Origin of the sequence: Blautia sp. An81 (genome assembly GCF_002161285.1) — a bacterium.
GTDB lineage: Bacteria > Bacillota > Clostridia > Lachnospirales > Lachnospiraceae > Blautia > Blautia ornithocaccae.
The window spans coordinates 107074-120987 of sequence record NZ_NFHH01000006.1; the positions used below are offsets into that span (position 1 = coordinate 107074).

General features: G+C 45.8%; 11 protein-coding genes. 4 read left to right on the top strand and 7 right to left on the bottom strand.

Going from position 1 to position 13914, the window contains the following annotated elements:
• Positions 1-87: 87 nt before the first annotated feature.
• From addA to B5G33_RS07490, 4 genes are all read right to left on the bottom strand, one after another.
• Entirely contained in the window at positions 88-3813 is a 3726-nt protein-coding gene (addA, locus tag B5G33_RS07475) for a helicase-exonuclease AddAB subunit AddA (protein ID WP_087417192.1), read from the bottom strand.
• Between the two features lie 2 nt (positions 3814-3815).
• On the bottom strand, positions 3816-7259 hold the full coding sequence (gene addB / locus B5G33_RS07480) for a helicase-exonuclease AddAB subunit AddB (RefSeq protein ID WP_087417193.1): 3444 nt from the start codon (positions 7257-7259) through the stop codon (positions 3816-3818).
• Positions 7260-7327: 68 nt separating this feature from the next.
• On the bottom strand, positions 7328-8137 hold the full coding sequence (locus B5G33_RS07485) for a Cof-type HAD-IIB family hydrolase (protein ID WP_087271557.1): 810 nt from the start codon (positions 8135-8137) through the stop codon (positions 7328-7330).
• Between the two features lie 86 nt (positions 8138-8223).
• Positions 8224-9087: a hypothetical protein gene (locus tag B5G33_RS07490; protein WP_143276503.1), complete on the bottom strand. Its 864-nt coding sequence runs from the start codon at positions 9085-9087 to the stop codon at positions 8224-8226.
• Positions 9088-9423: 336 nt separating this feature from the next.
• Here B5G33_RS07490 and B5G33_RS07495 point away from each other — a divergent pair, with 336 nt between their 5' ends.
• The 4 genes from B5G33_RS07495 to B5G33_RS07510 all read left to right on the top strand — a co-directional run bounded on the left by B5G33_RS07495 (position 9424) and on the right by B5G33_RS07510 (position 12025).
• A complete protein-coding gene (locus B5G33_RS07495) occupies positions 9424-9861 on the top strand; it encodes a hypothetical protein (protein WP_087417195.1) in 438 nt (145 codons plus the stop codon).
• A gap of 370 nt (positions 9862-10231) precedes the next feature.
• Positions 10232-10495, top strand: a complete 264-nt coding sequence (locus tag B5G33_RS07500) for a CD3324 family protein (RefSeq protein WP_087417196.1) — start codon at positions 10232-10234, stop codon at positions 10493-10495.
• A gap of 199 nt (positions 10496-10694) precedes the next feature.
• On the top strand, positions 10695-11327 hold the full coding sequence (locus tag B5G33_RS07505; protein WP_087417197.1) for a CatB-related O-acetyltransferase: 633 nt from the start codon (positions 10695-10697) through the stop codon (positions 11325-11327).
• Positions 11328-11329: 2 nt separating this feature from the next.
• Positions 11330-12025: a conjugal transfer protein gene (locus B5G33_RS07510; protein WP_087417198.1), complete on the top strand. Its 696-nt coding sequence runs from the start codon at positions 11330-11332 to the stop codon at positions 12023-12025.
• 18 nt (positions 12026-12043) lie between these two features.
• On the opposite strand, the gene B5G33_RS07515 is transcribed toward B5G33_RS07510, so the two are convergent.
• The 3 genes from B5G33_RS07515 to B5G33_RS07525 form a co-directional block, all read right to left on the bottom strand.
• A complete protein-coding gene (locus tag B5G33_RS07515; RefSeq protein ID WP_087417199.1) occupies positions 12044-12424 on the bottom strand; it encodes a hypothetical protein in 381 nt (126 codons plus the stop codon).
• Positions 12425-12439: 15 nt separating this feature from the next.
• Positions 12440-13417, bottom strand: a complete 978-nt coding sequence (locus tag B5G33_RS07520) for a Gfo/Idh/MocA family protein (protein ID WP_087417200.1) — start codon at positions 13415-13417, stop codon at positions 12440-12442.
• Between the two features lie 126 nt (positions 13418-13543).
• Positions 13544-13891, bottom strand: coding sequence for a hypothetical protein (locus B5G33_RS07525; protein ID WP_204247345.1), 348 nt, complete (start codon positions 13889-13891; stop codon positions 13544-13546).
• Positions 13892-13914: the final 23 nt, after the last annotated feature.

A 13914-nucleotide genomic window follows, 5' to 3' on the forward strand; every position in this document is an offset into this window, starting at 1 on the left:
ATATGTCATATAATATAATTTTGTCAACAATATTATATTAAGAATTTCTAAAGATTTATGGAAGAAAAGTAAAAAACCCCGGCACTCTCACACCGGGATTTCCTTTTTCAGATAAAAGGAGTAGATGTATTTTTCTTTTACTTTTTTCCCTGTCATACGCTCCAGGGCTTCCTGATAATACAGAAGCTGTATCCTGTATTTTTCTGTCAGCTCCTGGGGATTTCCTGAGGGTATCCGGTCTGTCTTATAGTCTACCAGCACCAGGCCGTCTTCTTCCTCAAAGAAAGCGTCGATAATTCCCTGGACCAGGATTTCTTCTTCTGATTGATACTCCCTGCTTACTGAAGAAGCAGGCACTCCTATGACAAAGGGCTGTTCTCTCTTTAAGAGCCCTTTTGCCGCTGCTGCTTTCATTCTCTGTCCCAGGCTGCTTTCGGCAAGGTCATAAATATCTTTGGGCCATACGGAGCTTTGCACTGCCTGGGAAATCTTTCCCATACGGCAAAGTTCCTGTATCTGTCCTCTCACTTCTTCCAGACTGCCAGTTTTCTCATAATCCAGCTGTTCCAGAACTGCATGATAGGCAGTTCCTCTTTCTGCACCCTTCAGCTCCTCCTGCTCCGTTCTCATAAATGCCGGAACATAACCCTCTTCTGGTTCTTCTTCACCAGAAACCGTTTCCTGATCTTTCCCGCTGTCCGGATAGAGATTCAGACTTTCCTCGTCCTCTTCTGTCTGAATCCTTTTTACCTCAGATACCGTCACCTTGGCCGGAATCCTGGCAAGGTCTTTATAAGGATACACATAGGAAAAACTTTCTTCCAGTTCTTTCTTGGTATCAGGGTCGTAGACTTTTCCAGTATCCCAGTTCAGGTATTCTTCCTTTTCTTCCAGCTCTCTGGTTCTGGCATCCAATTCTCCCATTACCAGCTCCAGAGGTGACACTTTTCGGATCTTAAAATCTCCGGGGCCTTCATAAAGTGGGTTCAGGGGATATACTCCAAGATTCACAGACTGGTACAGCTCCTTCATAGCTCTGTGTCTGGCCAGGGCTGACAAAATCCAGTCCAGATAACTTTTTCCCCTCATCCGCACTCCATAGGGCAGCCGGGTCTGTTCACGCCGCTTCAGCATTTCCTGCTGGGAAAGCCTTTCTGCCAGCTTTGAAATCGTCCCTGTAAGAATCAGCTTTTCCTTTGCCCTTGTAAGGGCTACATATAGGATCCGCAGCTCCTCTCCCAGACTTTCCAGGGTAATCTCCTGCTGAATGGCTCTCTGGAGAATGGTCCTGGTCCGGAGCCGCAGTTTTTCGTCTACGCAAGGCGCGCCAATCCCCAGGTCAGGATGGAGCACAATACTCTCTCTGGCATCCTGCATATTCATCTGTTTTCCCATACCTGCCACAAATACCACAGGGAATTCCAGACCTTTGCTGCCGTGGATGCTCATGATCTTCACCGTATCCTCTTTTTCTGAGAGAATGTTGGCTTCCCCAAAATCCACCTGATATTTTTTCAGATTTTCAATATACCGGACAAAGTTGAACAGCCCCCTGTAGCTGGTGCTCTCATAGTCCCTGGCTTTTTCCAGGAGCATGAGAAGATTGGCCTTTCTCTGCTCTCCGGAAGGGAATGCCTGCTGCCAGAGAAGAAAGCCTGTCTGGTCAAAGAAATCCCAGATAAGCTGATGGATAGGAGTATAAGGTACTTCCCGGCGCAGTTTCCGGTAGGTTTTTAAAAAACCTCTCACCTTGTCCTGGAGGGGATTGGGAACCTTTTCTGTCTCCAGCAGCGCCTCGTAAAGGGTAATCTTCTCTCCTGCGTTTCCCAGATTCCGTATCTGGGTCAGTTCTTCAAAGGTAAATCCCTGAGGCTGGTTTTTCAAAGCCCCTGCCAGAGGGATATCCTGAAAGGGATTGTCCAAAATCTGCAGGTAGTCCAGCACAGCCGCCACCTCAGGGGCAGAGAAATATCCTGTTTTTGTGGTAACACTGGCCGGAATATTGCAGGAATTCAGGATCTTTTTAAAAGTCTCGGACCAGCCGGTCATGGTTCTGAGAAGAATGGTGATATCCGAATATTTCACCGGTCTTAACTCTCCGGTTTCTTTGTCTGTCACCTGCCCTGTCTCTCTCAGTTCCCGGATACGCAGGGCAATCATCCTTGCCTCCAGCTCCCGGGCAGTTTCCGGACTGTCCTGTTCCTGCCATACCGGGTCGTCTTCCTCCAGAAGAAGGACTTCCGCTGCAGGCTCTGTTTCCTTTGGAAGCTCTGGAAACTGTCCCTGGGGATAAAGCGCTGCATCTTTATCGTACTCTACCCCGCCCAGGTCCTCTCCCATGATCTGGTAGAAAATATAATTCACACTGTCCAGCACTGTTCCCCGGCTGCGGAAATTTTTATGAAGGTCGATGCGGTAAGTCTTTCCTCCCGGGATCACCGGATAACTGTGGAATTTTTCCATAAACAGGTCCGGACGGGCCAGTCGGAACCGATAAATACTCTGCTTTACATCTCCTACCATAAAGATGTTGTATTCCCCTTCTTCCACACGGGAAACAGAGGTAAGAATCTTCTCCTGGACCAGATTGCTGTCCTGATACTCGTCGATCATGATTTCCGCAAACTGGTCTGCCAGTTCCCTGGCTGCCCCAGTCCGCTCATCCTTTTCCGGGCTGTGATTTACCAGGATTTCCAGAGCATAATGTTCCAGGTCTGAAAAATCCAGGATATTTTTCTCCTGCTTTTTCTTTTTGTAAGCTTCCATAAAAGCCAGTGTCAGATCCACCAGCACTCCTACGGGCTGGGCCGCTGCCTGAAGGTGTTCCACCATTTCCTCTGGGGATTCCTGGAAGTACCTGGCCTTCAGATCATTTAATAGATCTTTTGCCTGGCTGCGAAGGTTCTTGGCCAGCTCCTGTTTTTCCTCAGCCACCAGCTCCTTCTCCGCCTTTTTCCCCGGAGGAAGGCGCTTAAATTCCAGATGATCCGCAGCCTCTTTCCAGTCAAAAAACTTCTCCATAGAAAGAAGCTTCTCCACAGATTTTTTTTCTTCTTCCAGGAGAGGGATATAAAAGCCGGGACCGTCTCCCTCTTCTGCCACTTCCAATGCCTGAGTAAGAAGCTCCCCTGCTTCTTCTATCTGCTTGCTGATTTCTCTTTTTACTGCCTCCATCCAGGCGGAATTTTCCAGGTCCTCCTGACTCTTTACATCATAGGCTCTGCGGCAATCCTCCAGCCATTCTTCCGGATAGGGATAACTCATGGAAAACTCATAGAGCTTCAGCACCAGGTCTTCAATATTCTCATCGGATTTTCCCTGAGAAAAGCCCTCTACAAAAGAAGCAAATTCTCTATAATCCTCTCTTCCATAGGCTTCTTCCAGGATTTTTCCTGCCACGTCTGCTTTCATCAGCCGCATCTCCCCTTCATCTCCCATACGGAAGGAAGGGTCCAGGTCAATCAGATGGAAATAATTCTTTACCACATAGGAACAAAAGCTGTCTATGGTAGTGAGCTGGGCATGATGGACCAGAGTGCTCTGTCTTAAAAGGTGTTCGTTTTCGCTGTCCTCCTCCAGTCTCTGCTCAATAGCTCTGGCAATCCGCTCTTTCATCTCTCCTGCTGCCGCTCTTGTAAAAGTCACTACCAGCAGCCGGTCAATATCCACAGGCCGGTTCTTATCCAGGATCCGCTGAAGGATCCGCTCTACCAGCACCGCAGTCTTTCCGCTTCCTGCAGCGGCGCTGACCAGAATATTGCAGTCTCTGGTGTCAATGACCCGCTGCTGTTCTTCTGTCCATGAAACTGCCATATCTATTCCTCCTCCCTGTGGGTTGTATTTTTCAGTGCTGCTTTCATCTTTTCCCAGATTTCCTCTGGCTTACAGGTTCCAAGCCTCCGATAGGAATATCCTGGGATTTTCTCATCAAAGCCGCAGACATTCCGGTAAGGACAGTAATCACAGGCACATTCCTTTTGATAGGCAAAAGGATTCACCTCCACCTTTCCCTGAAGGATTTCCTGACCGATTTCTGTAGCTTTATAGTTTACATAATTCATAATTATAGAGAACTGTTCCTGGTCTGCCACCCTGGAGTTTCCGGCCAGGGTGCCTTTTGCCGTATATTTTACCGGAACTGCCAGAGACTCTATACTTTTTCCTGCAGCCAGGTCTTTGTCCAGCCGCTCCAGGATCTCCGGCTCCCGGGCTGCCAGACCGTCCATCTTCAGCTTCTTCAGGATTTCCCGATCCGGATGCTCCGGGTCTTTTACATCTTCCCGGTTCAGCACCGGATCCTTGATATTATAGTAAAAAATTCCCGCGGGAATGATTTCTTCGTTTGGAAAGCGCCTCTGTTCCAGCTCCACTGCCGCACTTAAGTACAGGGCAAGCTGCAGCTGAAGGCCATAATACATTTTTACCGGATCTAACTGGGTATTTCCAGATTTATAATCAATGACCTTCACATAGACTTTGCCATTTTCTCTGCACAGGTCGATCCGGTCAATCCTTCCTGTAAGATGGAGGATCTCCTCCGGAGAAAGCTCCAGATCCAGGCTGGAAATATTATCCCAGGGACCGAAAGCCCATTCTGTAAGGGCAGGAAAAAACCGTCCCTGACGAAGCTGGAACTGAAGGGCCCACACTGTTCTCTTTACCATTCTTTTCGCACGTTTTACGGTATAGGCGTTTCTTGCAGAGGAAAGAAGCACCGTCTCTCCTGCCTGGGCTACTACCTGATCCACACAGGCCTCTGCCAGCCGGTCTCTCTCCCCATCTTCCAGCTGAGTCCAGGAAATCCCTTCTTCCCGAAGCTTTCTGGCAAAAAGGTCCAGACTATTGTGAAGAAGGGTTCCTAGATCTGCCATAGTAAACTGGTACCGGACGCGTTCCTTAAGAGCCAGGCCGTAGGTCAGAAAATGGGCGCAGGCGCACCGGGCAAACTGTTCCAGCCGGGTGGCGCTGTTTTCCAGCTCTCTGCCGTAAAGGACCTGAGCCGCTGCCTTTCCAATGGCGTCCTGTGGATTGACATAATAGGCAGTCTCCACCAGCCTGTCTGCCCAGGGCTTCCATTTTTCCTCTTTCTGAAACCATGCATACAATTCCTGAAAAACCGGGCTTTTCTCCTGTCGTCCTCCCAGTTCCCTGGCCACCTGCTCCAAAGCTCCCTGGATATTTTCTGTATACATAGGAACTTCCTGGGTCTGCCTTGCCTGGGGGAACAGCTTTTCTGTCTGGCTGACCAGATAGGAAGGAGAAATCACATCTCCATTGCCGTTTAACCGGCTATAAGTAAGGTATACTCTTTCGCTGGGCTTTGTAAGATTCAGATAGAGATAAAACTTCTGGGTATAAAGCTCCTCTCTGGCTGTGGGCGCCAGAGCCAGTCCCAGTCTTTCAAGAGGTCCTTCCAGTTCCTCCCTGTTTAAATCCGAGAGAATCTTGCTCCCAGACTTTTCTTTGGGGATTTTCCCCTCATTGACTCCCACAAAAAAAAGAATCTTAATATCCTTCAGCCTGGTCCTTTCCATATCTCCTACCAGAACCTGGTCTGCGGCAGGAGGGATCACGCCCACCTTTGCTTCGGAAAGCCCTGCCTCCAGAATCTCCTTAAAGGCCCCTGGCCGTACCTGCTCATCTCCCAGCACTTCCACCAGCTTATCCAGAAGGTCCATGACGATCTGGTAGATCTGACTGTATTCTTTGGCCATGGCCATTTCCCCGGCTGCGGTAAATCCTTCTTCATAAAGCTTCAGCTTTTTCTCGATCTGATTCCTGCAGATAAATTCATAAAGAGCCTGGCAGCAGGTCCTGATGGTACCCTGAGGACTCTTCAGCCCTTCCGCAAAAGGCCGCCACATATCCACAAGACGCTGTCTTACCGGGTTCAGTTTTACACATTCTTCCGGATCTTCTCCACGATAAGAGCGCACCCACTCCTGGTCCCACCGGTCAAGTCCCCGGATTCCCATAGCGATGACATAATTCTCCAGCCGGTCTGTTTCTTCTTCGGTTATATCTGTGAGACCACAGCGTAAGAACCGAAATACACTTTCATAGGTAAAATTTTCCACCACCATATCCACGGCGCTGCGGATATATTCAATAAAGGGATTCATGAAAAGAGAATGTTTCTCATCTACAAAACAAGGAATCCCATATTTTTCAAAAGCTCTTCTGGCTGCCGGGGAATAAACCTCCATATCTCCTGTAACCAGGGCAAAATCCCCGAAACGATAGCCTTCCTTCCGGACCATATGACGGATCCGGCAGGCTGTCTCCTCCATTTCTTCCTGGGGGTTCAGAGCTTCCCGGATAAAAACTGCTTTTTCTTTGCCTGCATAAGGCCGGTAATTTTTTCGGAAAATATTTCTTTCCAGATAGTCCAGGGCTTCATTATTCCGGAATCTCCCCTGATACTTCTCACCTTTTTGGGGAATCCAGATTTCACTCCAGGAAGTCCCCGTCTCCTCTGCAAGTTTACATAATCTATTCACCGTCTGCCGGGTAAGGTAAAAAAGTCCATAAGGGCTTCCCAGACGATAGGGATCCTCTCCTCTTCCCATAGTGAGGGGGATATATACCTGCCTGCAAAGCTTCAGCAGCTTTTCCATTACCTGAATCTGGATAGGAGTAAATCCAGTATAGCCATCCAGGACCACTGTGCTGTCCTTCAGTTTTTCTGACTGGTCCGCCCGCTGGGCCAGAACATCCAGGACTTCCTCCTGGGTAATAAACTTTCCTTCCAGATAATCAAAAAAGCCTTTGTACAAAGTCTGAATATCTTTCAGCTTGTAAAAAAGCTCTGGTTTATCCTCCACATCCTCCAGAAGTTTATCCAGGTCCTCTACCTGTATCTCATACTGCCGCAGTTCTGAAACCATAGATTTTAACTGGGAGACATAACCCTGTTTATTCATCTTAGAGCCCAGTATCTTCAGCTCCTTCTTTTTCTCCTGGGCTACCTTCCGAAGGACCATACTCTTTCCGGTTTCTTCCAAAAGCTCCTGTGAAAGAGCTCCTGTCTCCTCCAGAACCCGGAAGGCCAGACGCTCAAAGCTCAGAACGTCAATATTCATGATCCCCTTCCTGGGATGGAGCATGACCAATTCCTTCTGGGTCTGCATGGTAAACTGCTCCGGCACCAGTATCAGATACTGTCTTTTGGGGTTTTCCAAAGATTCCTCTATGATTCTGTTGTAAATATAATGGGATTTTCCCGAACCAGAGGGTCCGAAAATAAACTGTAACGCCATTCTGTTCTTCCCTTCTGTCCAAAAGCAGCCTCGTAAATAGACTGTTAAGAATATTTATTCATGGGCTGCTACTGAAAAAATTTTTCAATAACTTCTGCCACACCGTCATGGTCATTGTCATTTACAGTAATATAGTCCGCCACATCCTTCACTTTCTCCTGGGCGTTGGCCATAGCTACTCCCAGCCCAGCAAACTGGATCATGGACACGTCGTTGAACCCATCTCCGCAGCATACCATCTCCTCCCTGGAAATTTCCAGAATCTCCAGAAGGTGACGGAGGGAATATGCCTTGTCCACATTCTTGGGAGTAATCTCCAGGAAATAAGGCTCCGAGCGGAATACCTGAGCTTCATGCTGATACTTTCTGGCCATCATAGGCTCTAAAGCTTCCAAGTCCTGGGGTTCTCCGGTAAGCAGACACTTATTGACAGGGAAATCGATAAAAGTGCCAAAGTTCTTCCGGTATTCAATAGGAATCTGGTTGATCCTGGATTCAATGGCCATGTACTGATCCGGCTCCGTTCCAGAGTAGATCACATCTCCACGGTAAGTAATGATCCCGATTTGATTCTCCAGCGCATCTCTCCACAGTCTGGCCGGAAGGCTTAAAGGCAGTGTCCGCTCAAAAACACACTCCTTTGTTTTGAAGTTCAGGATCCTTGCTCCGTTAAAAGGCAGGATATAACTTCCATAAGTCTGAAAACCCAGAGCCTCTGCCACATAGGAGACTCCCTGAGGGGGCCTGCCGGAAGCGATTGCCACAGGCACCCCCTGCTCCTGAAGGCGGATTACCGCCTTCCTTGTCTTCTCACTTACCTGTTTCTGTGAATTGGTCACAGTACCATCTATATCTAAAACCAATAATTTATATTTCATAATCTTCCTCTTTTTCTGCCGATAAATATTGTACGGAAACCCTGTGCAGCAAATCCATAATATGGATTTGCTCCTATTTGCTGTACTTAGATTCCATACTCCTGGAATAGTTTTTCCAACAGCTGGGGATCGGACGCAGCCTTTACCATTAAAGATGTCTTTCCATCTTTATCCAGACACAAGATCAAACGGTTGTATCGTTCCTGGTTTTCCTGTCTTCCCTCTATCCTGCCCTCTTCCATAAAATCTTCTCTCAACATTTGTCCCAGTATTGTCATTTTGACTTCCTCCTTTATTTTTTCCAGTTCTGCTCTGCTAAGCAATTTGTTAGCCAGTGCATAGAGCATGGCTTCCATTTTTTTCGCTTCTTCTCTGCTGATCAGCTTATCCTCTCTATTTATGGTTTTAATTCCCTCAAGTATCCTGGTTTTGATCTCAGATTTACCTCCCATAAGAGGGCTTAGGAGCATTGGAACGAGGTCTTTTCTTTTCAGATTTTTCTTCTTTTGTATTTTTCGGAGAATTTTATCCCCATCTTTCTTCTTCATTTGTATCAGCTTAACCCGATAAGTATTAATCCCTTCAGTAAGCTCAGTGCGTATGTGTTTCCCGTTTGCTGTACAGATCACACAGGTAAGCACTTCTACACCATAGGTTCTGCTGGTAGCTGCTTCGTACTCCCGGAACCTTCGCAGATCATCTTTTGTAATGGGATCGCTTTCGAATTCAATATGATACCACCAGCCATTTTTCATTACATAGTTAAAATCCTGATACATTTTCCTAGTTTCCAGATGTACCAGCTCCGTAGGGGCGATTCCTTCTACAGGTTCTTTTACGCCCAGCCACCTCAGTAATTCTTCACCGAAAAACTGAGCTCCCGTCTTCATGATCTCGTCTTCTACCTGTCCCAGGGGTTTTGATGGTTCCTGACAGTTTGTTTCCTTCAAAAGGCCTCCTTTCGGGCCTGCAGAAACTGTATCTGTAAAATCATTATACACAAAAGAAATGGTCCTGCCCAGATTAATCTTTGTTTTCCTGATTGTTTTATTATTTGAGAAATATGTCCGAATTGGACGGATGTGATATAAAAATACTATTAGACTGTTTTGAAAATTTTACAGATACCTCTGCTTTTCCATTTCCCGTAATTAAATGGTAGCACAGATCACACGGAATGTACAGAATTTCTGCCCTCCATCCCCTCCGCTGGAAGAATCAAAACTTCCGTCATATTTTCCCCATTTCTATAATATGCTATAAAAAGAAATGCAGGAGGTGCAGCCATGAGCTCAAAAACAAAAATTGTGGTACTACATATGAAAGAAGTTATCTATACCGGTATTTTCGTGGTCTTTGCCATTGTACTGGCTGTTCTGCTCTTTATGATGTTCGGAAAAAACAAAGAGGCGGATCCGGCCAGCGCAGATGCAGTTTATCATGCCGGTGTATACACAAGTCCCATAACCTTAAACGACAATACCTTTGACGTAGAGGTCACTGTGGACGAAGACCACATTAATTCCATCTCTCTGAAAAACCTCAGCGAGACCACCACCGCCATGTATCCTCTGATGGAGCCAGCCCTGGATGCCCTCTCCACTCAGATCTGCCAGTCCCAGTCTACGGAAAACATCACTTATTCAGAAGAAAACAAATATACCTCTATGCTGCTTCTGGATGCTATCAACAAGGCGCTGGATAAGGCAAGAATCACAGAATAGAAAGGGAGCTTTCACAGCTCCTTTTCTGCTTCTCTGTTCATTTCTCTCCCATTTTCTCTCATACTCCCCAGTATACAGTCCCACCTACATTTTCCATAACAGCCAGGCTGAATTTCAGGCGATATTTCTTGAGCCCTTAAGTTCTTAATGCTATACTGCTTTTATACAGAGGCACTGCCCTCTCTGTCAAAAGTATTTGCCCAGCATCAAGGTGGTGAGATTTATGTGCGGAAATAGAAAAAAGAAGAACCAGGCTTATCTCCACGCAAAGCCAGTATTCTAAGCGGCCTTTGGGTGGAGTAGCCAGAGAAGCCGCTTATGTAAGATTGCTGGCTTTGCTCCTTGGCATGATCAAGAAGGAGGCCTGCATTTGAAATATATAAACGCAAAGACAATTCTTCCCGAAGCATTGATCGAAGAACTGCAGAACTACGTTCAGGCCGGCTATATCTATGTACCGGCAAAAGAAGAGCAGCGAAAATCCTGGGGAGAATTATCTGGTTATCGAAAAGAGCTGGATAAACGCAATAGAAAGATTCGCGCCGAATATGACCAGGGCATTTCCCCAGAGGACCTTGCCTGCCGCTATTGTCTTTCCATATCTGCTATACGAAAAATTATTTATCAGAAATAACAAAGGGACTGCCGTATCAAAGAAATCCAGAGATGCGGCGGTCCTTTTCTACAAAACAGTACCGTATTATTCTGTAGATTGCAGAAAAGAAAGTCCTCCAGGTAAAATATTCTCAGAACATTCCCCCAGGCAGCCAACGATATAGGACTTCAGAAATCACTGACTGCGGGGAAATCTTTTACTTAAGGAGGGTATCAGAATGGCTACGGCAGATAAAGTCTATCCCCGGACTGGAGATGGAGAAACTGTTTATTTAAAAAATGTGATCACCGATCCCAATATCGAAATAGGAGATTTTACTATCTATAATGATTTTGTCAATGACCCCAGAGAATTTCAGAAAAACAATGTTCTGTATCACTATCCCATCAATGGAGACCGGCTCATTATTGGAAAATTCTGCTCCATTGCCTGTGGTGCAAAGTTTCTTTTTAACAGTGGAAATCACAAAATGTCGTCTCTTTCCACCTATACTTTTCCTCTGTTCTTTGAAGAATGGGGACTTGAAAAAGACAAGGTTACTGAAGCCTGGGATCACAAAGGGGATATCGTAATCGGCAATGATGTGTGGATCGGTTATGAGGCTGTGATCCTTTCAGGAGTTTCTATAGGAGACGGCGCCGTTATTGGCTGCCGGGCTGTTGTTACCAGGGATGTTCCCCCTTATACCGTTGTAGGAGGAGTCCCTGCAAAGCCTATACGAAAACGATTTGATGAGAACGCCATAGAGGAACTCCTGAAAATAAAATGGTGGGACTGGCCGGAAGAAAAAATCGCCGAAAGGATTAAATCCATACAAAATGGAGATTTAAAAGGATTAAGAAAGGGGTAACTATGTGTACAAGATTTGTATATAACGGAAAAGATACAATCACAGGATTTAATTTTGATATTGACCTGTCTGTATGGGACCACAAAGTGATTAAAGATGAGAATCGATTTTATATCGGAATCAAAATGCCGGACAGCCAGTATCACTCCTTCCATGGGATTCACCGTAATGGCAATGCAGGGACTTTGCTCTATGTCCATGGAAATCCTCAGGGAAGATATGATGCAGGCTCTTATACCATTGCTGACCTTACAGAAAATTATATCCGGGGATTTCTCTCTTTTGATGATGCTCTGCATATTGTGCAGGAGCAGCAAATTGTCTATGGGCCGGATACCACAATGCAGGCCATGCTTTCCGACAGATATGGCCGGGTGCTTCTTATAGAGCCTGGAATCGGATACCGGCTTGAACAGCGAAGATACTCTCTCATGACAAACTATTCTGTTTTAAATCCAGAAAGTACCCGGCCCTATATTGTTTCCGGTGATGACCGATATGAACAGGCAAAAGCGCAGCTTGAAAAACAGAAAGAAACTTTCTCTGTTTCCGACGCCTTTTGCATATTAAATTCCGTAAAACAGGAAGGTCTCTGGGCCACAAGAGTTACCTTTGTATATTCTGTGAAAGAAAACAAAGTTTACTATGTGCTGAATAATCGTTTTGAAGAAATAACTGAATATTCCTTCCATAGTTGATTTCATAAGACCCAAATACTATTTTTCAACACTGTCAAATAAAGTCAGATTTATAAGTTCCTCTACCTTAACTCTGTCCTGGAACTCTTCATAAGGCCAGAAACAATACCGAACCTGGTCTCCTGGGTTGTATGGATTTAAAGCAATGTCTTCCATAACAGACTCTTTGGAACAGTCCAACAGGATTTCTTTCCCGCCCTCCGTACTCTGAACCGTAATTTTTCCTTTTTCCCGGTCTATTTCCAGAATTTTTCCTTCTTTCTGTGACCGGTAAGTTCCTGGGCCGCCGGAATCCTTTCTTGGTTCTTTTCCTGCTGTTAGCCCGGCAGCAGTTCCCAGAATAACCAAAAACAGCATCCCGGCAATGCCGGCAAGCAGTCTTTTAGAAGTTCTTTTCACTCCATCACGCCTTTCTTACTCCATGGGGAACTTCATCCCCCACTGTGATCTGGCCTGGTCCATCAGCCCCATGATCTCCAGTATTTCCTTATGGGGCATCTGAGGACACTGGGTAAGGCCTTTTTCTATGGCTTCCTTGCAGGCTAAAACCTCATACTCATATCCGGTGATCTGTTCCGGACAATGATATTCGGCGGCCACCTGACGGTTCCGGTCATAGATTGTAAGGGTCTGGAAATTGTTGATATTTTCCACTACGGCAAAGCCTTCTGTACCATAAATAATACCCTGACGGTCAGAAAGTACCCGCATAGAACTGTTAAGAATCGCCATTTTCCCTCCCGGATAGATCAGAGTAATGCTGTTCTGAGCGTCTACACCGGTATCTGTCATAACAGCTGTGGAGACCATTTTTTCCACCTGATTGCCAAAGACCATCGAGGCGAAATTCATGGCGTATACTCCTACGTCCAGCAAAGCTCCGCCGCCCAGTTCCGGTTTCAGCAGCCTCGGCACATCTCCAATCAGATAGCAGAGATTTGCAGTAAGTGTCATAGGCTCACCGATGGCTCCCTCAGCCAATACCTGACGGATGGTATTCCACATAGGCATGTACCGTACCCACATAGCCTCGGCAAGCAGCACTCCTTTTTCCCTGGCCAGCTCTGTCATTTCTCTGGCCTGCTTCTGGTTTATGGCAAAAGCTTTTTCACATAATATATTTCTGCCGTGGGCAATAAGCATTTTCACATTCTCATAATGCTCAGACATAGGGCTTGCCACATAGACCAAATCTACATTTTCATCTGCCGCCATTTCCTCATAGGAACCATAGGCTTTCTCAATCTGAAACCGCTGGGCAAAGTTCTCAGCTTTCTCCAGACTTCTGGAAGCTACCGCATAAACCCTGGCCTCTTTCATTTTTGCCACTGTATTTGCCATAGTAGCTGCAATATTTCCTGTACTTAAAATACCTACTCTTAACTGTTCCATTTTACCTTTACCTCCCAATTTTAGTTCCACCCATATCGCAGAGAACGCATTTCTCTTTAGTCCATCTTTCCTGTTATTTCCAAAACATTTCCATCTGGATCTATAATATTAAAATAATAGTAGGGCCTATGTACATTTACATAAAGAATTTCTGATATCTCCCCAATGGATAGCCTTCAATCTTTTATATTCTGCTTCCAGATTCTCTACTTCAAAGTTCAAAATGAGAATATTATTTTTCTTTTGAGTCTCTTCTCTGTTAAGCGCATTCAGATATGCCTGATTAAAATGGATCTCCCCGCCTTCTCTTATCAGTTTTTCATCATATTTTCTGTTATAAAGAGAAATCCCGCAGGCAAAGCTGATCCATCTGTCATCATTGCGGTAAAGGGGCTCCTGCTGTAAAAGCTGTCTATAAAAATTTAAGGATTTTTCTATATCCTCTGCACAGATATAGGTTGTGCCTAATTCCATAATCTGCCCTCCAAAAATTCACC

Bases quoted from the DNA above. Each gene is read 5' to 3' on its own strand.
- B5G33_RS07485 (WP_087271557.1), bottom strand. From the start codon at position 8,137: ATGAAATATAAATTATTGGTTTTAGATATAGATGGTACTGTGACCAAT.
- addA (WP_087417192.1), bottom strand. From the start codon at position 3,813: ATGGCAGTTTCATGGACAGAAGAACAGCAGCGGGTCATTGACACCAGA.
- B5G33_RS07510 (WP_087417198.1), top strand. From the start codon at position 11,330: ATGTGTACAAGATTTGTATATAACGGAAAAGATACAATCACAGGATTT.
- B5G33_RS07495 (WP_087417195.1), top strand. From the start codon at position 9,424: ATGAGCTCAAAAACAAAAATTGTGGTACTACATATGAAAGAAGTTATC.
- B5G33_RS07520 (WP_087417200.1), bottom strand. From the start codon at position 13,417: ATGGAACAGTTAAGAGTAGGTATTTTAAGTACAGGAAATATTGCAGCT.
- addB (WP_087417193.1), bottom strand. From the start codon at position 7,259: ATGGCGTTACAGTTTATTTTCGGACCCTCTGGTTCGGGAAAATCCCAT.
- B5G33_RS07525 (WP_204247345.1), bottom strand. From the start codon at position 13,891: ATGGAATTAGGCACAACCTATATCTGTGCAGAGGATATAGAAAAATCC.
- B5G33_RS07505 (WP_087417197.1), top strand. From the start codon at position 10,695: ATGGCTACGGCAGATAAAGTCTATCCCCGGACTGGAGATGGAGAAACT.